Annotated in this window: 17 protein-coding genes; 9 read left to right on the top strand and 8 right to left on the bottom strand. The window is 46.6% G+C overall.

Annotated elements, in window-relative coordinates; all coding sequences use genetic code 11:
* Window positions 1-118: 118 nt before the first annotated feature.
* Both PMG25_RS18740 and PMG25_RS18735 read right to left on the bottom strand, forming a co-directional pair.
* Complete coding sequence (locus PMG25_RS18740; protein ID WP_283768419.1) at window positions 119-664, bottom strand: phosphate-starvation-inducible PsiE family protein; 546 nt, start codon at window positions 662-664, stop codon at window positions 119-121.
* A 112-nt stretch (window positions 665-776) separates the two neighbouring features.
* Complete coding sequence (locus PMG25_RS18735; RefSeq protein ID WP_283768418.1) at window positions 777-1,883, bottom strand: sodium-dependent bicarbonate transport family permease; 1,107 nt, start codon at window positions 1,881-1,883, stop codon at window positions 777-779.
* A gap of 538 nt (window positions 1,884-2,421) precedes the next feature.
* Here PMG25_RS18735 and PMG25_RS18730 point away from each other — a divergent pair.
* The 4 genes from PMG25_RS18730 (at window position 2,422) to PMG25_RS18715 (ending at window position 5,710) form a co-directional block, all read left to right on the top strand.
* Window positions 2,422-2,739: a P-II family nitrogen regulator gene (locus PMG25_RS18730; RefSeq protein ID WP_283768417.1), complete on the top strand. Its 318-nt coding sequence runs from the start codon at window positions 2,422-2,424 to the stop codon at window positions 2,737-2,739.
* Window positions 2,740-2,988: 249 nt separating this feature from the next.
* Complete coding sequence (rpsB, locus tag PMG25_RS18725; RefSeq protein ID WP_283768416.1) at window positions 2,989-3,789, top strand: 30S ribosomal protein S2; 801 nt, start codon at window positions 2,989-2,991, stop codon at window positions 3,787-3,789.
* Between the two features lie 90 nt (window positions 3,790-3,879).
* On the top strand, window positions 3,880-4,539 hold the full coding sequence (gene tsf / locus PMG25_RS18720) for a translation elongation factor Ts (protein ID WP_283768415.1): 660 nt from the start codon (window positions 3,880-3,882) through the stop codon (window positions 4,537-4,539).
* A 145-nt stretch (window positions 4,540-4,684) separates the two neighbouring features.
* Entirely contained in the window at window positions 4,685-5,710 is a 1,026-nt protein-coding gene (locus PMG25_RS18715; protein WP_283768414.1) for a hypothetical protein, read from the top strand.
* A gap of 60 nt (window positions 5,711-5,770) precedes the next feature.
* Here PMG25_RS18715 and bchI read toward each other — a convergent pair whose 3' ends face one another.
* Window positions 5,771-6,880 carry a magnesium chelatase ATPase subunit I gene (gene bchI, locus PMG25_RS18710; protein WP_283768413.1) on the bottom strand — a complete coding sequence of 370 codons (1,110 nt, stop codon included), beginning with the start codon at window positions 6,878-6,880 and terminating at the stop codon, window positions 5,771-5,773.
* Between the two features lie 252 nt (window positions 6,881-7,132).
* Here bchI and PMG25_RS18705 point away from each other — a divergent pair, with 252 nt between their 5' ends.
* The 4 genes from PMG25_RS18705 (at window position 7,133) to PMG25_RS18690 (ending at window position 11,283) form a co-directional block, all read left to right on the top strand.
* Window positions 7,133-7,927, top strand: coding sequence for an alpha/beta hydrolase (locus tag PMG25_RS18705; RefSeq protein WP_283768412.1), 795 nt, complete (start codon window positions 7,133-7,135; stop codon window positions 7,925-7,927).
* A 32-nt stretch (window positions 7,928-7,959) separates the two neighbouring features.
* The gene (locus PMG25_RS18700) at window positions 7,960-8,592 is read left to right on the top strand and encodes an alpha/beta hydrolase (protein ID WP_283768411.1); all 633 of its coding nucleotides are present in this window, start codon (window positions 7,960-7,962) and stop codon (window positions 8,590-8,592) included.
* Window positions 8,593-8,830: 238 nt separating this feature from the next.
* Entirely contained in the window at window positions 8,831-10,021 is a 1,191-nt protein-coding gene (locus PMG25_RS18695; RefSeq protein WP_283768410.1) for a tetratricopeptide repeat protein, read from the top strand.
* A gap of 275 nt (window positions 10,022-10,296) precedes the next feature.
* Window positions 10,297-11,283, top strand: a complete 987-nt coding sequence (locus PMG25_RS18690; protein ID WP_283768409.1) for a hypothetical protein — start codon at window positions 10,297-10,299, stop codon at window positions 11,281-11,283.
* A gap of 33 nt (window positions 11,284-11,316) precedes the next feature.
* Here the strand turns inward: PMG25_RS18690 and PMG25_RS18685 are convergent, their stop codons facing one another.
* The 3 genes from PMG25_RS18685 to PMG25_RS18675 all read right to left on the bottom strand — a co-directional run bounded on the left by PMG25_RS18685 (window position 11,317) and on the right by PMG25_RS18675 (window position 15,104).
* Entirely contained in the window at window positions 11,317-11,694 is a 378-nt protein-coding gene (locus PMG25_RS18685; RefSeq protein WP_283768408.1) for a hypothetical protein, read from the bottom strand.
* A gap of 207 nt (window positions 11,695-11,901) precedes the next feature.
* Window positions 11,902-13,338 carry an alanine/glycine:cation symporter family protein gene (locus PMG25_RS18680; RefSeq protein ID WP_283768407.1) on the bottom strand — a complete coding sequence of 479 codons (1,437 nt, stop codon included), beginning with the start codon at window positions 13,336-13,338 and terminating at the stop codon, window positions 11,902-11,904.
* Window positions 13,339-13,577: 239 nt separating this feature from the next.
* Complete coding sequence (locus tag PMG25_RS18675; protein ID WP_283768406.1) at window positions 13,578-15,104, bottom strand: methyl-accepting chemotaxis protein; 1,527 nt, start codon at window positions 15,102-15,104, stop codon at window positions 13,578-13,580.
* 1,266 nt (window positions 15,105-16,370) lie between these two features.
* Between PMG25_RS18675 and PMG25_RS18670 the strand changes: the two genes are divergently transcribed.
* Window positions 16,371-18,008, top strand: coding sequence for a glycoside hydrolase family 10-like protein (locus PMG25_RS18670; RefSeq protein WP_283768405.1), 1,638 nt, complete (start codon window positions 16,371-16,373; stop codon window positions 18,006-18,008).
* Between the two features lie 117 nt (window positions 18,009-18,125).
* Here PMG25_RS18670 and PMG25_RS18665 read toward each other — a convergent pair whose 3' ends face one another.
* Together PMG25_RS18665 and PMG25_RS18660 are read right to left on the bottom strand one after the other, a co-directional pair.
* Complete coding sequence (locus PMG25_RS18665; protein WP_283768404.1) at window positions 18,126-21,347, bottom strand: COG1470 family protein; 3,222 nt, start codon at window positions 21,345-21,347, stop codon at window positions 18,126-18,128.
* 36 nt (window positions 21,348-21,383) lie between these two features.
* Window positions 21,384-22,376, bottom strand: a complete 993-nt coding sequence (locus tag PMG25_RS18660; protein ID WP_283768403.1) for a glycosyltransferase family protein — start codon at window positions 22,374-22,376, stop codon at window positions 21,384-21,386.
* Window positions 22,377-22,510: the final 134 nt, after the last annotated feature.

The raw sequence follows: 22,510 nt of genomic DNA, 5'->3' as shown, positions 1-22,510 counted from the left end.
TTTGGTTGCCGTGTTTTGTCTAGACAGGTAGCGTCCCTCATAAAGCAAGCAAGGTGCTGTAAGGGTTTTGGTTTGCGATCAATTGCAGTGATTCAATGCACGTAGCCTGATGTCTAGCTTACTTCAAGGTTGATAAGGATTGAGCATCGAGTTTACCGTCTCTTTCAGACAAGGCTTGACCAAAGCGTATCCGGTGACGCTGGGATACCTGTTCCTCTGGGTCAACGCCATCAAAGGTCGGCGGAATCCAAGCACGGACGACTAATAAAGCTCCCAACACAATCAGAAAAGCACAGGCCGCCATGACCTGCATCCACGGGGTTTCCAAAATTCCTCGGACAATGATTTCTCGCAGTACCGAAACAATCGAGACTTCCACTGCAACTCCAATCGAAACTCGATGCTCCTTTAAATAAATAATCAGCAATCGAAACAATTCTACTAGAATGAGCAAGAATAAAATATCGGCAGTGACCCGTGGAAAGTCCAAAGGGGGCAACAGGGACAGAAACATCTCTCGCAGTTGCATGACCATGAAGCTAAACAGGCCGATGCACAATGAAATCACAATTAAGTCCTGTACCAGTTCCAGGACACGAACAATGTGGTCTCCATTAAACCAACTGCCCCAGCGAGGAGAAGGGTTTGAGGATAAGGGTTCCATAGATAGCACTCAAAAGTAAAGGGTGAAGAGGGAAAAGCGGTCTAGATGCTATATCATAGCTACCGCGTTGGTCGGCCGGGCAGGAGCGCGGCCGATCGCAACGGTTCTGGAATCAGCCACCCAGCGCCTGGGCAAGTCCGATGAAGAGCGGTATTCCCAAAGCCAGCGCCACTGGTGTACCGACGGCTGTGGACGAGCCAATGTACGCGGAGGGATTAGCCGACGGAATACCAGCTCGTAAAGTCGGTGGCCCTGAGATGTCTGAACTGGAGGCAGCGATAACAGCTAGGAGTACGACACCGCCAAGGCTGAATCCTGTGGCGTAGTGGGCAATCATGCCCAAACCGAAAGCAATGAATCCATGCAGCAGAGGTGCAATAAAGGCATATAGAGCGTACCACTGGCCCACCTTACGCAGCTCGCCAAGTCTTGCTGTAGCTTCCATACCCATGACCAACATCAGGATCGAAAGCAGGCCGCGAAAGCCAGGATCGAAGAAGGTTTCATAAACCCTTTCTGGCCGGGTTAGCAGGCCTAGAGCGAGGCCGAGCAACAGTGCTGATAGGGCAGAACCTTGGAGGCTTTCCTGGATAATGGGCCAGATCCGAACCCGCTGGTTTGCGGAACCGCGCCGCTTACTAAGAACTGCTGTACCGCCCTGCTCGCCGCCATACTCCTGCTCGCCGAGATACTCCTGCTTGCTGCGCTGCTCCTCTTCAGCCTGGCGCTGCTTCTGCTTGCTGACGTAAATGCTGGCCAAGACGATCGCCGTCACAAGCGCTGGGATGTCCATGAAGGGATACAGTGCAGCGGCCCAGGGTTCGTAGGACATGCCTTCCGATTCGAGTATCGTGATGCCAGCAGCGAGGGTAGAGCCACTCACTGCACCGAACAACCCCGCAGTCGCAATGCCATCCACGACTTTAACGTTCGGCAGCAGGGCTAATGTGTAGCGCCCGATGAACACGATAAGGATACCTAGGATTACGGCGAAAGCTGCGGGCAACAGCATTTCTAACAGATTGGCATTGCGGATGGCAATACCGCCGCTCAATCCGACTTTGATGAGCAGCATGAAGACGATGAACTTATAGATCGCATCTGGAATTTGCAGTCGGCTATTGACGGCGGCCACGACCATACCACCAATTAGAAAGCCGAGTGTTGGGGACTGCAATTTCCCCAGGAAAAGCGTAAAGAAATTGGATAAAAAATCCATGAATACCTCCTTCCACCTCTTCTATGAGGGTTGATTATTGTGATAAGTGAGCTTCAATAACGTAAAGGTGAAGGGCTTCACCCCTACAGCACAGGCGTTACAGGAGAACCTGTTCACAGGGTGTTCAGAGATAGCTGCTCTCCGAACTAAGCTGGAAGGTTATAGCTGTTTTGCCCTACCTTCCATAGATTCCAATCTATTAAGACTTGAATTTTATGTATTTCAGTCTATCCTAAAATGGACAGATTTTTGCACTCCGTCCCATGAATTTCCAAAGTAATGTCAAATTCAACTGATAAGTTTTTCTTTTGTTTTGCGATTTACACCTATAGTCCCCTGACTCACGTCTCATCGGTTTGATCCTGAATGGGGGCATAACGCCGAAAAGATAAGTGTTTTTTATCAAACGCTTCCGCTAATCTGAGTTAATCTTTCTCAACAGAGGGCAGTCGTTTGGCATAAACTTAAAAATTATGATTCAAGGCACAACCATAGAGTCTTGAATTGTTATCGCAGAATGAATTAAGAGGTAACTCCTATGACCCAGAAAGCGAGCAAGCTCGTGATTGTCACGGAAAAGGTACTGCTCAAAAAGGTCGGCAAGATCATCGATGAAGCCGGGGCCACCGGTTATACGGTGGTGCCTGCTGGCGGTAAAGGCAGTCGCGGCGTGCGATCGTCGGGACAACCTAGCGTTGGCGACACTTACGCGAATGTAAAGTTCGAGGTACTTACCCCCAATCGGGAGATGGCGGTGAAAATTTCCGATGAGGTTTCATCGCAGTTTTTCGAGGATTATTCGGGCATCATCTATGTGTGTGACGTGATGGAGGTACTTCACGCGCACAAGTTCTGATGTAAAACCCGTTAGTTGGTGCAGAAAAATCTTTCAGGTGTTTTCTGCACCCCATTGATTGGGTAACCCACCCGTTAACGTCATCTGCATTACTCTTGAAACTATTGGGGCTTTTTGTGGTAAATGCACGTCAATTGTGCTTTAATAGTAAGGTTGTCTAAACACGCACATCTAGGAGGTTCGGGTGTTTCCAGACTGGAAATCAATCTACCTAGATGGAGGATAAACCCGAAAGGAGAATTAAACCCTATGCCCGTTGTTTCACTCGCTCAGTTATTAGAATCTGGAGTTCATTTCGGACACCAAACCCGTCGCTGGAATCCGAAGATGTCGCAGTACATCTACACTTCCCGCAATGGCGTACATATTATCGATTTGGTACAAACTGCCCAGAAAATCGAACAAGCTTATCAGTACATGCGTACCATGTCTGAGCAAGGTAGAAAAGTCTTGTTTGTGGGAACCAAACGGCAAGCAGCCGGAATTATTGCCCAAGAAGCCTCTCGCTGTGGCGCTTACTATATTAATCAGCGCTGGTTAGGGGGAATGCTGACCAATTGGGCAACGATTAAAAATCGGGTAGAACGCTTAAAAGAACTCGAACGCCTAGAAAATAGCGGTTCTTTAGATCTGCGCCCGAAAAAAGAAGCTTCTGTATTGCGTCGGGAAATGGGTAAACTGCAAAAATACCTCGGCGGCATCAAGACGATGCGTAAAGTGCCCGATATTGTAGTGGTGATTGACCAACGGCGGGAGTATAACGCGGTTCAGGAATGTCTAAAACTGAATATTCCGATTGTGGCCCTACTCGATACCAACTGTGACCCGGATACCGTTGATTATCCCATTCCAGCTAATGATGATGCGATTCGCTCGATCAAGTTGATTGTGGGTAAACTGGCAGATGCAATTTATGAAGGTCATCATGGCGAAGTTTATGCAGACGACTCCAATGATTATCCGGATGCGGAGGAAGACTTTGATGACGATGAAGACTTTGATGACGATGAAGATGGGGATGATAATGAGAATGAGGGGAACGAAGACTAGATATCCTCTTGAGAGCCTATCATGGCCCTATCATGAAAGAGTAATCAGCCGTGCGTAAGCACTTTGGTGTAATCGAGAATCGGAATTAACATGGCAGAAATTTCAGCAAAACTGGTTAAAGAGCTACGAGAAAAAACAGGCGCTGGCATGATGGATTGCAAAAAAGCGCTCAAAGAAACGGATGGAGACCTGGAAAAAGCCTCAGAATGGCTGCGTAAAAAGGGGATTGCCTCCGCCGGTAAAAAGTCCTCTCGTGTAGCGGCTGAGGGTTTGGTGGATAGTTATATCCATACCGGGAGTCGCATTGGCGTTCTGGTGGAAGTCAACTGTGAAACGGATTTTGTGGCTCGTGGGGAGGCGTTCCAAACTCTGGTGCGCGATATTGCCATGCAAATCGCCGCTTATCCCAATGTTGAGTATGTCAGCATAGAGGATATTCCCCCAGAGATGGTTGAGAAAGAAAAAGCCATTGAGATGGGACGGGAAGATTTAGCCAAGAAACCCGATAACATTAAGGAAAAAATTGTGGCTGGGCGGATTGAAAAACGTCTGAAGGAATTAACCTTACTGGATCAAGCTTATATTAAAGACCAGACCAAAACGGTCGGTGAATTGGTGACCGAGACCATAGCCCAGTTAGGTGAAAATATTCAGGTGCGCCGCTTTGCTCGTTTTGTCTTGGGTGAAGGCATTGAGAAAGAAGAGAGCAACTTCGCGGAAGAAGTGGCAGCACAAGCGAGTGGTAAATAATCAATGAAGGGGTTTAGAGAGGCAACCCGCCTCTCTAAACCCTTGATACAGCTAAACTGCTCGCTGGATAAGGGGCGTAAAGGGTTACGCTCCTTTACTCTATGAAGGCGTAATCCGTGGAAAAACTTAGAGTAAACGTATAATTATGGCTAGACCCATACAGCGAATCGAAGGAGAGATCGAGGAGTTGGAGAGCGCGATCGCCTCTTTAGCAGAAGAATTTTACCAAGTCTATAGCAAGTATACCCAACACTTGGGGCCGGCAGTGCGCCAACAGTTGATTTTAGCGAGTTATCATATCTGTACTCAAGGATATCCTCAAGAATTTTTGGCACTCTCCTTAAGCAGAAGGCAGCAGTTACAGGAAGCGATTAAGGATTTAGCTCAAAAAGCAGAAGGGGAAATTCGGGCGATCGTCAGTAGACCTCTACAAGCCTCTCCAACCTTTTCTTCAGAGGAAGAAGAGGAAGAAAATTCAGAAGCCGATTCTGAACCTCAATCTTCCGACTTGAGCATTCTAGAGTCAGAAGAAGAACCTCCTGTGATCCAAACGCCGCAAGCTCTGGCCCAATGGCAGGAAAACGTGGAAAAAGAAATCTTCGAGCAGTTAGACTTCTTTTCCCAGGAAATCAATCAAGTGTTGAGGGCGGCCCATATTTTTACCGAAGACGTACCGCAAACTCTCTTAGAGCTGGCGAAACAGGCCATGGGCGCTCACGAGTCTCTTGCCCCCAGTGTCCCCAATATCTTAAGTTTAGTCCTGGAAGCAGATAACTTTCTCAATCCCAGGAGACAAGGAGATTTTAAGGGGCAAATGGAACTACCAGAACGGTTGCTCAAACAACATCAAGACTCCATTCCTCCCGTGATTATTGGCTTGCAGAAGGGGGACTACGATGAAGATGAAGATGAAGATGAAGATGAGGACGATGAACTCGATCCGATCGCCCTTTTGCCTTTTTCCCTGCCTCTGAAAATCTTGGTAGTGAAGCTGCGTCTATCAGATATTGAGTTTAGCGATCCGAGGGTAACGAGCTACCGAAATCAACTGCGGCATTTACAAGATCGCCTGCGCTCTAGGGGGCAAGACTATCAGCGTAAACAAAAAGAATATGCGATCGCCCAAGCTGAATCTGCCTGGCGATCGAGTTGGATTGAAGACCGGGAATAACCGAGAATAGGGGAATGGGACGAACAATAGTTCGCCCCGACCTCTTCTGTTCTGTCAGCTTTAAGCTTCGGGTTCGGCTAATCCAAACACACGGCAAAAGACCTTTTGCACTTTGTAGCCAGAATCAATAGACTCTAGAGGATCTTTCCGCAGACGGTGGCGCAAACAGAGGGTAACCACTTGTTGAATATCCTCAACAGTGACCTCCGTGCGTCCTTCAAAAGCAGCCAACGCTTTAGCCGCGCGGTTCGTCACAATATCACCGCGCAAACCATCCACATCTAATTCCGAACAGACTTGGGAAATTTGCACCCGTAATTCATAATCAATATTTACGGAAGACAGGCGCTCTCTGGCTTGTACCAATCTTTCTTGTAGGGCCTCTTGCTCCGTTTGACAGCCTTGCAAAAACTCCCTGGGATTACTATCAAACGTCGAACGTTCTTCCACAATTTTCACCCGTAAATCTGGCTCTTTCACGGTGCGAATTTCTGCGTGCATTCCAAACCGGTCTAATAACTGGGGTCTGAGTTCTCCTTCTTCTGGGTTTCCCGAACCCACCAACACAAACCGGGCTGGGTGACGGATAGAAATCCCTTCCCGCTCTACCGTATTCCAACCACTAGCAGCCGAGTCGAGCAACACATCTACTAAATGGTCATCGAGAAGGTTAACCTCATCCACATATAAAATCCCCCGGTTCGCTTTCGCCAATAATCCCGGTTCAAAGGCTTTTACCCCTTCAGAAAGAGCCTTTTCAATATCAATGGTTCCGCATACCCGGTCTTCGGTTGCCCCCAGAGGCAGATCTACCATCATCACTTTGCGGCGCGTAATGGGGAGGGTTTCTTGGTTGCTCACTCGTTGTCTGACTTCATCACTCATCAGCTCTTGATCGTGGGGATCGCTGTTAAAGGGGTCATCGGCAACGATTTCGATTTCGGGTAATAAATCGGCTAAAGCGCGGATAGTTGTCGATTTTCCCGTACCGCGATCGCCCATAATCATCACTCCCCCAATTTTTGGGTCAATCACATTGAGCAGCAGGGCGAGTTTCATCTCTTCCTGTCCCACAATAGCGGTAAAGGGAAACACAGGACGACTCTGCTGGGCAGGAGATAAGGGGATTTCACGGGTTGAGTTCTGCTCAGGGGCGAGGACTGAATTCATAAGGTTGCTTAATCTATAGTTGATTGGATCGCAAGAGGAGGGTTTAAACCTCCTTTATTTATCTTCCCTGAAAAGCGCCCGGTTTTGAAGAGGATGGCAAGATGGGGAAATGAGGGGAAGGCTCTATAACAGTACATCAAGGTTTTGGGCGGGTCATTGAGATCGGGCGTAATTTTTAATTTTTTAAGGGATTTAGATTCAAGCAGAGCCAATCATGCTTATCATAGAGTCACATCTGTTGAGGAGAACGCGATGGATAGAGTTAGCATCAATGCCCTAGATCGTTTTCGCCAAGGAGCGATCGCCGCTTTGTTGGGAACCGCAGCCAGTGCAGCCAGTCTGGTGTGTTTTGCTCCCACTGCCCAAGCTGCGGATACGATCATTTTCAAATATAAATCTGAGGAAGTCACCCTAGGGGTGCGCGAACTGAGAGAATTTGCCCGCAATGGTACAATTCCCTCGGATTTACAGCGCTTCTTAGACAATACGGATCAAGTCCCCTCGGAAGTCCAAGATATCCTGAATTTATCGATTCGAGTCAATCCTAACTTTTTCCGAGACTTGGTAAATACCTCCACAGGGGAGTTTGTTGTCCTGAAATTAGATCAGGCGATCGCCTCATCCGCGAGTAGCCAGGATTTAGAAGCGGTCAAAAATACCCTCCTAGAAGCCGTGGAAGAAGACGGGGAACTGTCGTTAATCAGCTTGCTCGAACGCTATCCCATCGAAACTATTACCGTTGATGTGACTAACTTAGAGCCGCTTTATTTACAAGCAAAAGCTCTGGTCGAGCGGATTATTCCTGCCTTAGAAGTGGCCAAAAGCTTCCTGCAAGATATCGTCTGTGAATGCGAAGACTCCAGTAATCTGCCCACAACTGACGGACTCTCTGCTTCTACTCCTGCGAGCAATACCTGCAAACCCAGCAGCTATACGGCGGAAGTGACGGAAGATGGAATTATGATTAAAAATACAGTCGATGATTCCATTGTGTTAGAGTCCGTCAGCTTCACAAACCTTTCTCGTCTCAGCGCCACCGTTGAGTAAATCCGGTTGATTACCTTTGAGACTCAATGCTTATGTCTACAGTTATACAGTCCATTCAACACCAGGTTTCTCAGTGGATGGTTCGCACCCGTCCCCTAGTGTGCGCGGCGGCTGCGAGTCTGTGTTTAGGAAGTTCCGCAGCTCTCGGTGCTGAACGAGTCGTGTTTAAGTATGGCCCCGTTTCTCGATCGGTTCCGGTTGCCGATTTGACCGAATTTGTGGAAACGGGAGAACAATCGGCGATCGTTCGATTTATTCTTGATTCGGCCAATGCCGAGCCAGAGCAAATGCGCGAGTTATTAACCTATAACGTGGGACTTAACTTGTTATTTGTAGATCGGGTGTTTTACTCCTTACCGGGAGAGTATGTGTTGTTTGAATTAGGCTATTTATTTAGTACCCGGTCGGGAAAAGCCAATATTCAAGCTCTGCGCTCTGCGGTTACCCTATCTGCCAGTGATGATGGCCAGATTTCCCTGTTAGAGTTCTTGCAGAAATATCCGACGGAAGGACTCTATGTGGATGGCCAGCGCGTGCAACAAGTGGCCAATGATGCGATCGCCTTTGTGGATCGCGTTGGGGTACAGTTAGAGTTGCCGATCGCCATTGTCAAAGATTTTCTCAGTAGCATTGTCTGCGACTGCGAAGAATTCGAGAGTCCCTGAACGTCTCATTCTCCCCGTCTTCTAGAGGATGGAGATGGGGGGATGGGGGGATCATATCAAGTCCGTTGGATCAGTTATAGTATGTCATTGCGAATGGAGCGAAGCGGAATGAAGCAATCTCAGCCGTCCCGGTAATCTTGGAGATTGCTTCCCTTCGGTCGCAATGACAACTGTTTAACCGGACATGATATCAAATCCCAATTACCCATTATTAATTGTTAATTGTTAATTGTTAATTATGAAGTTAAGCCTGTGCATTATTGTTAAAAATGAAGAAGAAAATCTTCCCGCTTGTCTGAAAAGCGTCAAAGATGTGGTCGATCAAATGGTGGTGTTAGATACCGGTTCAACGGATCGCACCGTGGAGATTGCCAAGCAATGGGGGGCACAGGTCGAGTATTTTGAATGGTGCAATGATTTTGCGATCGCCCGTAATGAGTCCCTCAAATATGCACAGGGAGACTGGATTTTAGTCCTAGATGCCGATGAACACTTAAATCCTGGCGTAATTAACCCCTTGAAACAGGCCATAACTTCAGAAGAACATTTAGTGATTAACCTCATTCGTCATGAAATTGGAGCCACCCAATCTCCTTATTCCCTGGTGTCTCGCCTATTTCGCAATCATCCCCAAGTACAATTTACCCGTCCCTATCATGCCATTGTGGATGATTCGGTCGAAGCGTTGTTAAAGTATGAACCCAATTGGAAAATTGCCAGTTTACCAACGATCGCGATCGATCACTATGGCTATCAACCCAGCATTATCGCCGCTCAAAACAAGGCAGAGCGGGCGAAATTAGCCATGGAGAGCTACTTAAAAGAGCATCCTGGAGACCCCTACACTTGCAGCAAATTGGGAGCGCTCTACAGCCAAATGGGAGAGATCAAACAGGGAATTGAGGTCTTAGAAAGCGCCCTATCCCAGGATACGAGCGATTTAGTCCGCTTTGAACTCTATTATCATTTGGCATTGGCATACAGTCGCCTGCAACAGTTTGCCCTAGCCATCAAGTATTATAAAAAGGCGATCGCCATAGAGGTGTTATTGCCCCTAAAACTGGGAGCCTATAATAACCTGGGCAACTTGCTACAAGCCCAAGGCAACCTAGGCGATGCCCTGTTAATGTACCAGAAAACCATCGAAATTGACCCCACGTTTGCCACCGGTTACTTTAACCGAGGGATGGCGTTTAAGACGCTGGGAAAACTCGACAGCGCGATCGCTGCCTATCGCAAAGCCATACAATATAACCCTCAATATGCCCAAGCCTATCAAAACCTAGGGGTTACCTATCTCAAAGGGGGCAACGTTCCCGAAAGCCTCAAAGCATTTAAAGAGGCGATCGGCCTTTACAAAGGCATCAATCCCACAGAAGGCGAAAGACTCCGCCAAGAACTAGCCACCATGGGATTTACTGAGCTATAACCGCTATGATTACCAATCATCGTAGTGCCGTGACATAGCTAAAATAGTGCATTAGCGTAGGGTGGGTTAGGCGGCTAAAACCTAGACTCTGACAGCAATCTATCAATCCGCCGTAACCCACCATTTTAGGGTTGTCACGGCAGTAGGGTGGGCAGAAGGTGCTTGACCTTTAACACTTTATTAACTATTATGCTGCGCTCAGTTTCCGGAAAAGGGGGCCAAAACCTGATTAGGTACTTATATCATGACGTATCTAAATTAAATCAGGTATAGTGATGACATCTCTAGACGCTTCAGTTCAAACTCATCCTCAAACACCAACACCAACCCAGGCAAATCGACAAAAATCAGAGCCACCAAAATCTGAGGCCAAGAAGACTAAAAGTAAAGCCGAACTAGAACAGCTTAAACTGTGGCTAGATTTTGCCAAAATTGTCTTGGGAACTGTTCTAGTGGGTATCTTCTCAACAATTATTAATGCTCAGATTCAATACAAGCAGCTAGAGCTAGAACGCATTAATATTGACCAAGAATATTTGAGTCAATTTACCGAAAACGCACTCAGCGATCGCTTAATTGAACGAATACGATTAGCAAACTTCTTCGCTACAGTCAGCTTCTCGGAAGTCTCTCGAACCCGTTGGGCACTGTATTATAATCAGTTAAATCAAGAACAAAAACAACAGCAGCAGCGTCTCCATGAGATCAATTCTCAACTTCCACATGAAAAAGAACGGGCTGAAAACACAGGTGATACAGCCGTCTATGATGCTTTAGTCGAGGAAAAACAACAGCTAGAAAATAATCTAGGCATAATTAGCCCAACCCCTTCAACAGGCGTAGAAAAATGGTCAGATGAACACTTGAATAGCCGCATTATTGATGAGTCAGTTTTTACCTGGAGACAAGCCATTATTGATAATGATGGATATAATGGAGAAAAAATTATTCCGACTAGCCCTGAGCATATTGAAAATATCAAAGACATGGCAGCAAGACTGCAAACTGTTCAGGATCAACTGGGTGAGGACGTTGAAATTCTGAGGTGGTACACTCGAAGACCCTACAACCATGGACTCAATCCTAATCCAATCACCCATTACACAGGATCGGGGGTAGACATTAAAGTTGCTGGATATACCAGTGAAGAATTATATGATGTTTTGGATGAATCATGGGAAGGAGGTATGGGACTTTATCCGGTTCGAGATGGGAGGGTTCATTTAGATAATCGTCCCGGACAGATAAGGTTTAGAAACTAACCGGAGTTATAGCATCATGACAAACGGTGGTATTTAGCTCGAAGGAGTTCTATTTTTAAATTGGAGTAATTTATCGAGGAGCTTTTCCAAATTCTTCACATCATCGGTCATCAACTCACGGCCCACAGAGATCAATTTACTACCAATATCTAGCCAGATTCTCAGAAACATAAACCCAAAAAATAAAGCCACAATTCTGAGGAACCCTAGAGGCAGCTCGATAGTGACTTGATCGCCATTATTCGCGATCGCGATTTGCCTCATTTCCTCCTCGCTGCCGACGATAAACTCATAGATTGGATTACTCGAAAACTCTAAAAGATAGGGTTCTAGTTTGAACAGCAGCATGAATAAAACCAGAATCCCGGTTGTAATCAGAAAAATGCCGATGTGTTTTTTAGAAATCTCCAAGGGCTTACTCCAGAACGTGAGATACAGCGCTTCGCGCGGTAATGGGTAATTAGGTAATGGGTAATAGGTAATAGGTAATAGGTAATAGGTGTAATAGGAAAACCATTTTTCACGCTATAATGCCTATTGCCTAGCGCCTTGCGCTATAACAGCGCAAGGCGCTTACAAACCCTACTTTTAGCTCCAGCATAGCCCATCTACAGGAAGCTATGAAAGCTCTGGATCGGGAGCTTCTAGACCATCGGAACTCATAGCTTGAGACATCCAGGCTTGGGGGTCAATGGCAAGACTGGCAAAATGACTGCCGATAAAAATGGGAGTTTTTCCATTTTGCATTTGCTGATCATAGTCATCGAGAACGGCAAACCCTACATTAGAGAGCATTAATAGAGCCGCCAAATTGACGATCGCTAACAGTCCCATGGTGACATCCGCAAAGCCAAAGACGGTTCCCAGATCTTGGACTGCACCCCAGATCACTAAGGCTAGGGTCAGCACTCGAAACCCATTGAATAACATCTTATTCTCGTTGCTGAAGAAGTTCAGACTATTCTCGCCCAAGTAGTAGTTGTAAATGATAGAGGTAAAGGCAAACAGGAAGAGGGCAATGGTGATAAAGGCTTGACCCCACCAACCCATATGTTCAGCCATGGCTTGTTGGGTGAGGGTTACGCCGCCTAATGCGTCGTTACCGGGTTCATAAACAGACGAGAGTAAGATCACTGATGCGGTGCAGGAACAGAGGATCAGGGTGTCGATGAAGACGCTGAGGGCTTGCACAATGCCCTGTTCTACGGGATGTTTGACATAGGCGATCGCCGCTACATTGGGAGCGCTCCCTAAACCCGCTTCATTAGAAAATAAGCCGCGCTGGATACCATACATAATTGTACTGCCCACTCCTCCGGCGATCGCCGTTTTCACCCCAAAAGCACTCTGCACAATCATGGCAAATACAGCCGGAATTTCCCCCAAGTTGGTGAGAATCACAAAGATCGCCAGCAGGAAATACCCCGTGGCCATAAACGGAACAACGTACTCAGCCACCTCAGCAATGCGCTTTACCCCGCCAAAAATAATCACCCCTAAAACAACCATGAGGGCAAACCCAGTAATATTGGGACTTAACCCAAAAGTCTCTTGAAAAGAGGTGGCCACAGTATAAGACTGAACCGCATTGAAGCCAAAGCCAAAGGTTGCCAGTAACAGGAGAGAAAACAGGGCTGCCATCCAACGTTGTTTTAAGCCTCGCTCCATATAATAAGCAGGGCCACCGCGATAGGAACCGTCAGGTTCTGCTGTTTTGAACACTTGGGCAATCATGCATTCAAAAAAGCTGGTAGCCATGCCCACTATACCAATGATCCACATCCAAAAAATTGCCCCAGGGCCCCCTAGGGTAATGGCAACGGCGACCCCAGCAATATTGCCCCCTCCAACCCGTCCGGCAACACTGAGGGCCAGAGCTTGAAAGGAACTCAGATGTCCTTCTTCTTTGGCAAAGGCATCTTGAAGATTGCCAAACATTTGCCCAAAATAGCGAAATTGGACAAAGCGCGATCGGATAGAGAAATAAAGACCAACAGGAACCAGGACAAAGACTAAAATTTTGCCCCAAATCAAATCATTTAAAAAGCTCAACACGGTTTAATATGCTCATGTTAAAGGAACAGATGATAGCTTGATTTTTACCTAGGGTTTCTAGGATCTTTGGTAAAATAGCTGCACAAGAATTGAGAGTTACAAGCGCAAGCCTGACTCAATTCAAAAGGATAGATTTTTGATCAAATCTACATAGACCTTAACTGGAAATGCATCCCATAACTGTATCGAGATCTACCATTTTAGGCTTCCATCTCGTCAGTAGTCTTCTTGAGAAAATGTTACTGGCGATAATAACGCTGTTGAGTAATGCCCTCAGTGTTAAAAAAGGCAATCGTCTGCTGGAGTTCTTCAGATTGGGTGGAAAGGTCTTTGGCGATGGTGGCTAATTCTTTCGAGGTAAGAGCATTTTGCTGGGTGATACGGTTTAATTGCTCAATAGCCCAGTTAATTTGTTCGGTACTGGTATTTTGTTCTTTGCTCACTGCACTAATTTCTTGGACTAACTCAGCAGTTTTTTGAATATCCGGAACCAGTCGCCGCAGCATTGCACCCGCATTTTCTGCAACCCTCACAGAGGATTGGGCGAGATTCGTAATCTCTGTGGCTGCTGCTTGGCTTCGTTCAGCCAAGGCTCGCACCTCTGAGGCTACCACGGCAAATCCTTTGCCACTGACCTGAGCCTGTACTGCCTCAATGCTGGCATTTAAAGAGAGCATACGGGTTTGGCGAGTAATATCCTCGATCATCGAAATTTTTTGAGCAATTTGCTGCATTGCCAGCACCGCCTCGGCAACTGCTTGCCCAGTGTCTGTAGCATCGGCAGCGGCCTGGAGGGCCAACTGCTCCGTTTGCTGGGCATTTTCAGTGTTTTTACGAATGGTGGCCGTGATCTCCTTCATGGAAGAGGAAACTTGTTGGGCTGCGGCTGCCTGTGAATTTGCGCCTTCCGACATGGCTGCTGCCCTAGCACTCATGCCATAACTACCGTCAGCAACATGGCCGGTCACACTCTTCACGTCGATCATCACCCCCTGGAGCCTTTCAATGAAGAGGTTGAACCAATGGGCTACCTCTCCGATTTCATCATGGGAGGTAATCTTCAGCCGTCGGGTTAAATCTCCTTCACCCCTAGCAATATCTTTAATCCGGGCGGACATGGCCACAATTGGGGTTCTCAACAGATTTGAAATGAGCAAAAACAGGGCCAAAACGATAAAAGACAGGATGGTGGTGGCGATCAAAACCAGACTTTGCACCACATTCCGGGCTTCTGGAACCAGGATGGAGAATCGGCGAGAATTCTTTTGAATGGTATTGAGATAGTCTTGGAAGCGATCGACAAAGAATGCAGAGGAAATACGCTGATTCACATAGTTCTCAACGATCTCATTGGCTTCATTGAGATCGACAATATCATTTTCGCAGAGCGTAAACACTTCGCCGAAACCTAAGAGCGTGAAGGCAGATTTTTCAATATCATTAACGGCATCAAGACAGGCTATGGGCAATTCCAAGGTGTTGGCTAGGAGGGTTTGTAAGCCCATTTCTAAGCGTTCTGTGGAGTTGGCTGTCACAAGGGATGTGTTTACAAGCTTATCCGTATGGTGCAGTGTTTCTTGTATTTGATCGAGTTTAATCTGCATCAACAGGGCAAATTCAATATGCTCGCGCTCTAAGAATTGAAAGTACCCGGTTTTGGCAATTTCTATCATCCCCACAATATTCATGAGAATGAGTGCAGTGACCATCACTCCTAGTATGGCCAGTTTTTTGCCAATTTTCTGATTAGCTAACCACGCGATCATGATTTTCTTCAGAATTACCAATGATGGGCTGCACCTTTCGGGATTAAATACAATGCTATACCCTATTCCATGATAAGCGGCATCTCTGATAAATGGGTGGAAAATAAACTGAAGAATTCTTTACCACTTGCGTGATTTAAAACGACAACAGCACCCGGATGACTTACTTCCTGAGCGACTTCCTTTTATTATTTGAGCCTATCTGGAGTCCAACCTTCTTCAACAAAATGAGTGTGAATACTGGTTGGTTTTCCTCCCTGCTTCTCTAGTTTAGGAAGTTTCAAGTTTCAGTGGGGGTGCTGTCGTTTTGTCTTGCGACAGATAACAGTTAGTCAGTGATTTACCTCTTAACGTTTTACTGGGTTTTGTACAAAGTGGCTGTTCATCTGCCAATGAAGCTTTACTTGCTTCATGTTCTTACTATAAACACTTTTTTCAGTTCGATCAAGGGATTGTAACTAAACTTTACTGAATTAATTTTTCTCCCCAATCTTACCTTTAAAACGACAACAGCACCCGGATGACTTACTTCCTGAGCGACTTCCTTTTATTATTTGAGCCTATCTGGAGTCCAACCTTCTTCAACAAAATGAGTGTGAATACTGGTTGGTTTTCCTCCCTGCTTCTCTAGTTTAGGAAGTTTCAAGTTTCAGTGGGGGTGCTGTCGTTTTGTCTTGCGACAGATAACAGTTGATCAGTGATTTACCTCTTAACTTTTTACTCGGTTGTGTACAAAGTGGCTGTTCATCTGCCAATGAAGCTTTACTTGCTTCATGCTTTTACTATAAACACTTTTTGGGGTTCGATCAAGGGATTGTAATCAAACTTTACTGAATTAATTTTTCTCCCCAATCTTACCTTTAAAACGACAGCAGCACCCGGATGACTTACTTCCTGAGCGACTTCCTTTTATTATTTGAGCCTATTTGGAGTCCAACGTTCTTCAACAAAATGAGTGTGAATACTGGTTGATTTTCCTCCCCGCTTCTCTAGTTTAGGAAGTTTCAAGTTTCAGTAGGGGTGCTGCCGTGCTATCCTGAGACAGATAACAGTTAGTCAGTGATTTACCTCTTAACGTTTTACTGGGTTTTGTACAAAGTGGCTGTTCATCTGCCAATGAAGCTTTACTTGCTTCACGTTTTCACTATAAAAGAGTTATTGGGGTCAGATCAAGAGATTGCAACTAAACTTTACGCAAGTGCAAGTATCTGATTACCAATATAATGATTGGCTGTTACATTACCCTTAATCTGAGTGCAAGCGCTTATGGCGAAATTCACGGATATTACCAACCATTGGGCCCAAGCTGTAGTTGAACAACTGGCGGATCAAAAGATCGTCAGTGGCTATCTCAATGGGCAATTTAAGCCGGATGCTCCCATGAACCGGGCGGAATTTGCGGCCTTACTTTCCCGTGCATTTCCCCATTATCCGAAAACGGGTCAAATCGGGGGGATGCAATTTAAGGATGTGCCTCCTTCCTATTGGGCTTATGGGGTAATTCGCAACGCCTATGAATCGGGCTTTCTGCGAGGTTATCCTAATCAGCGATTTCAGCCCACGGATCGGCTGACTCGTCTGCAAGCACTACTGGCTTTGAGTAATGGCTTGAAGTATGAGCCGCAAAACTTGGTGGAGATGACTTTAAACGAGACGTTTGAGGATGCGGATCAGATTCCCGAATATGCCCGATCGCCGATCGCTGCTGCGGCTGAACACTCCCTAGTCGTTAACTATCCGGACGTGACTCAACTGCGTCCCAATGCGATCGCCACTCGTGCCGAAATTGTCTCCATGATCGCCCAAGCGCGACAAACCGAAAATAGTGTTTCCCCCGTTCCCGATCAATATATTGCCAAAGTTACCATTGCTCCCCCCGTGCAACTGACGGGAGAACTGCGGGGAGTCGGGTTAACGCAACTGACTCCCAACTTACGCTTCTTTCCCAACAACACAGAAGCGGCGATCGATTATTTATCCCAGTTTAATTTCAACACCCTCTATCCCAGCCTCTGGAATCAAGGTCAAACCCCCTACCCCAGCACCCTCCTGCAACAGCTTACTGGCTTACGTCCCCTCTATAGCAATCCCTTAACCGAAGCCCTACAAGCCTCTCGCCGCAAGCGGATCGGCATTATTGGCTGGTTGCAAGGGGGACTGAAACTCCCCGTCAATTCTCCCCTACTGAAAAACCGCCATCATTGGATCGCCACCCGTCAAGATGGCAGTTCCCAATTTGGAGCTGGAGAATCAAGTTATCTTTGGCTGAATCCCTTTCATCCTGAAGTCCAGCAATTTATTCTAGATTTAGTGGGAGAAATGGTCAGTCAGCATGAAATAGAAGGCATTCAACTCGACTCCTCTTTTTGTCCACCGGTTGAATTAGGCTATGATGCCTTAACCACCCAACTCTATCAGCAAGATTATCCGGGAAAACGCCCCCCCAGTAATCCCCAAGATGCTGCCTGGGTAAACTGGAGACGCGATCGCCTCACGGACTTGCTCAAACAAATTTCTGCCCGCATCAAAAAAGAGAAACCCTATTGTATTCTCAGCTTTGTGGCCGATCTTCAGGCCAACAATACGCTCCAAGATCCGCAACTATGGGCAAGCGATAACGTGATTGAAGAACTGATTCTTTACACAGATTCCCAACCTTCCTTCGACCATCCGGCGATCGCCCTAGCTAAACATAAAATTCCCGTCAGTCTCGGTGTATCAACTCAGAATACATCCCTAGCGCAAATTAAACAGCATTTAAGAGAAGTGCGCGATCGCAACTTAGCCGGAATCTGTTTCTTTTCCTATACCACCCTCATGACTATACTCGCTCAAAAGCAAGCCGAACAAGAATTTAACGCCCTCTTTCCCGAATTAGTCGAACGAGCGCAAATCATTCCATAGAATCAGCTATGAGATTAAGAAACCCGGTTTCTTGAACAATTAGTTGTATTTATAGCACATGGTTTACCCCTATTTTTAAGCTTGCCGGTCTACTACAGCGCGAAGCGCTATAACCCATTAATCAAACTGTGGGGGTAAATCCGCAGGGGATAAGCCATCGGGTTCTGCGGGTAGGGGTTGGTCGGTGGTAGGAGATGGGGGAGTCTCTGATGGGGGAGGAAGGACGGTTTCAATCACTAGGGTGCGTTGCAATTGTTGCCCGGTTCCTCCAGTGACGGTTAAGGTGAGGGTTTCTTGTCCGGGTTGGGGACTGATGGGATAGGCCAGCGTGCCGGTTAAGGGGACTGTGCCGGGTGAGGGGAGTAATTGGACACGGGTATTGGGGCCGCCGATGACACTCCAGCTTAGATTGAGAGGGTCGGGGCGCTCTTCGGGTTGCAATGTGACCACGACGCGCAGGGGGGCAGTTTCTCCATTGACGGTAAAGCCGGTAATGGCGAGGGGATAGGTGCGCGGTAAGATTTGAATCACTTCTGTTTGTTGTCTGTCGCTCACCTCTGAGGGATTTTGTTTACTGATAGTGCTAACTTCAAAGATGTATTCTCCCCCTTGACGGGCGGAAGTGGGGACATTTTGACAAATCAAACGTCCAGCTAGGACACAATAGGGTTGTAGGGCATTGGGGATGCCGCTATCGAACCGATAACGGCGGGCTGGAACCCTAGCAATTCCATTGGTATCCCGACCGACAATTTGCAGCTCTTGCAGTTGGTCGGCGTTTTCGATTTCCCAAGAGAGTAAAATTTCTTCTCCTTGGTCTTCGCTGTAGGTGGTTTGTCCCGATCGCAGTTGCAGAATTTGCGGCGAGGGAGGGGCAGGAGGGGGAATTAGGGCAATGGTGGCAGTGGTTTCGGTTTCGGTGATTTCTCCGGTTCCCCGTTTGGGAATCACACCGAGTTCAAATTGATAGTTTCCGCTTTCAGAGATGGGGAGAGTGATATTCCGACAGCGCAGTTGATTTAGGGTGATATCGCAGAGGGATTTTAGGCGTTCGGGGATAGCTGAGTTGAAGGGCTTGTCCTGAGCGAAGTCGAAGGAAAAGCGCATTTCTGGCATGGCAACAAAGCCTTCAACCGATCGCCCTTTCAAGACTATGGCTTGAATTTGATCGGCATTGGCGATCGCCCAATCAAGCTGTATTTCTTCCCCCCTAGCGATTTCATACTGGGGTTGGGTGGGCTGAAATTCGATAATTTTGGGCGGCTCTGGTGCTTTAATTTCAATCACATCTGCCAGGGCAGTTTGGGCTTCTCCTTCAATACGCGGATCGGGAATAACGGTGAGTTCAAAGATATAACGACCAAATTCGTCTACGGTGACGGGAACAGCCTCACAAATCAACGTTTGATTGTCAAAGGTGCAATACTTACGCCAATCATCCGGTAGTCCAGATTGTAGATCGGTGCGCTGCTGCTCGCTGTTGACGACTCCATCCGGGTTGCGCCCGATCCAACCCAATTCAGCGATCGCACTAGGATTACTGATTTTCCAACTTAATTCAATGGTGTGGGTTGGGTCATTTCCGGTAGAATTTCCCGTGGTAGGGGCGGGTTCACCGAGATCCCGGTTTGCAGACGATACGGTGGGTAAACCCGCCCTTACAGAACCCGGTTGTACCGCATCGGGTTGTGCTAATGTTGCCCGAAATTCCAGGATTTCTGGTAGGGGAATGGGGGCGATCGCGATCGTGTTAGTTTTAGCGATAATGGGAGAAACTTGCGATCGCTTGGCAGTCACCTTTAACTCAAAAATATAATCCCCCGGTTCGCGGGCATCCGTGCGAATATTGCGACAGACTAAAGTACGCCAAGACCGGGTACAGAACTCCTGTAAGCTTTCTGGTAATCCTCGGCGGCTGAAACTATAGGAAACGGGAATACTGGTTACATTACCATTGGGCGATCGCCCCAAAATTTGCAAACTCTGAATTTGTCGAACATTGCCAATTTCCCAATTCAGATAAATAAAATCATCATTCGCTGCCGCATAGGACGGAGAAACCGAGTTAAAGTCCTCAATTCTCGGAGGCGCGGGGGGCTTAAAAAACAGCCACCAAATCGCAAAAATCAACAAGCCCAATAACCCTAAACCCGCTAAAATTGCTAACAGCAATTGCCACCAGGGCCGAGCTTGCCAGAGAAAATTCCCCTCAATCTCATCTGTGGGTAAGGGCAGTTGATAATCATCCGTCAGTTGCACATAAAAATTAAGCGTGCGTCCCTGACCTAGCAATGGCCTGCGCCACCAGGGCCCCGGTTTTGCATCTATATCGACTTGCCATTGCTCCCCTTGATCCAATTTCAGGCGATCGGGATTTAATTCATACACACAAACCGGGCGCTCCTGATCTTCCCGCACCGTCAGGCGCAACTGTCGCAGAGTATTGCCCTGATTCTGTAGGCGCAACTGAAAGAGGGCCGCCTCCCGACTCACCTTACCCACCAATGTCCGCAAATCCACCCGCAAATCATACCGAGGCACAACCTCGATATAGACCACATCCAATAACAGCAACTCCGGGTTATTTTCCCCCGTTAAGCGCAGAGTCGGTAAATAACGGCCCGCTTTGGTATCCACAGGGAAGCGAAACTCTAGAGTAACTTCTCCCTTCGCTCCTGGATTCAGGGCCAAATTATCGGGAATCACCACCAACCCCAACTCATTAATCCCTTCTGGATAATGGACTTCCCACCAGAGTTCCGGTAAATCGGTACAAGTGAGGCGAAAGCGATCGACCCGATTAGAGCGATTATGCACCAAAACCGTCACGATCAGCGATTGACCCAGTTCGAGAAGCGCCGGTTTTTCGGGAGTGGTAACCGGAGTCAGGGCAAAAGTGGGGTCATTAGACTGAACCGCTTCTTGAATGGGGGGCAGAACTTGGAGTGTTGCTTGGTGACGGATGGGGGTTTCTTCCGGATAATGCTTGGGTGCATCAATCACCAGAAGATAAGTATACTGACCAGGAATTGCTTCTACGGGAATGGGAAAGGAGAAAACAACCTCGCTACTACTTCCCGCACTGAGGGCAAACCGTTCATAGGGGTTCGGACACCAAGTTTTGAGGACTCCTGAAGAATCATCAATAAACAGATCGATAATTGCCCCTTGGAATCCTTGATTACCAATCGTTACCCGCAGTTCAAAGGTTTCCCCAGCCGAAATGACACTATCGCCTGATGGGTTGGTAATCACGCTCAGGGACTGACTGCCATTAGACCGTGAACTAAAGGAATTACTCGGGTTGAACGGATTAAGCTGGGGATTCGATTGAGTCATGTCAATTAAAAATTAAAACTTCTCATACCTCTAAGCTTAAGTCTCCTTGAGAGTTTGCATGATTCGCTCATAGAATTGGATATTTGCCTTTCTATGTTCTTGAAGGATGGACGAATCTTTAGTTATCTGGTTGGGCAAAAATCTTTTCCAGTTACGAGTAAAACACCAAAAATGATTTCCATAACTAAATTCCCACTTAAGCTTATTTAGGAAAGTGGTTTTGAAAGGCTGAATCTTCAGTCTACTATATTTCCACTGGCTTACAGGATAAATACCAATATGGTTCCTGAGCGTTAAAAATTTAGTGCTAAATGGAAAAGCTAGAACCCTACGTCCTAATAACATACCCCAGTAAGCACCATGATAAGAACTGGTCAATATTGTTTCTCCAGATCCCAAGAAATCAAGAACCTCTTGCAAATTTTGTGTGTTGTGAGTCATCTGAGGTAATGAGCCGATTTTTATCTTAAATTTTTCGTGAGAAAATACGACAAATTCATGTTTTATTTCTCTGTGTTTATCAAATTCTTTGCTCATGCAACTCACACAAGGAACCCAATCATATCCTTGATTAAAATCTCTAATGCCTACAAAACTGAAAGGATCTACATAGCCTGAATAATCAAAGTTTTTATGATTCTCCTGAAGTTCATTGATGAACGGCTTATTACGGGATAGTTTGAAATTAGGGTAGATTTGCTGACCCGCTCCCCAAATAATCCATTGCCCTTGAATATGATTGCGTATATCTTGAAGCTGCTGGAAACATTTCCAAAACCTTTGAAATAATAAACCGCCTCCACCAACTATTAGATGATAGCGAGTATTTGAACTCGTATTTTTTATTTTATCTAAACAAATTGATCCACCAAAACCACCTTGAGGGGTTGGAAAATCTGGATCAATAGAGCGAAAATCTAGGGTTTCTACTTGCCAACCTGGAAAATCAAAATAATGAATCGGTGATGACATGAAATCTCCAACATTTCTCGGATTGATCGCATAAGTGCTAATTAATTTTCTTTCCATGATTTGAGCTGTACCACTTTTATCAATATGGGGATCTCGAAAACCACCAATTCTGACTGAAACAAGAAGCCATCTTCCAGAAACTGGGTTCCTCTGGTTATGAATTCTAACAGCCGGTACGCGATATTGTGTAA

Source organism: Roseofilum capinflatum BLCC-M114 (assembly GCF_030068505.1).
In the GTDB taxonomy this organism is placed as follows: domain Bacteria; phylum Cyanobacteriota; class Cyanobacteriia; order Cyanobacteriales; family Desertifilaceae; genus Roseofilum; species Roseofilum capinflatum.
This window is presented reverse-complemented; position numbering and strand designations above follow the sequence as displayed.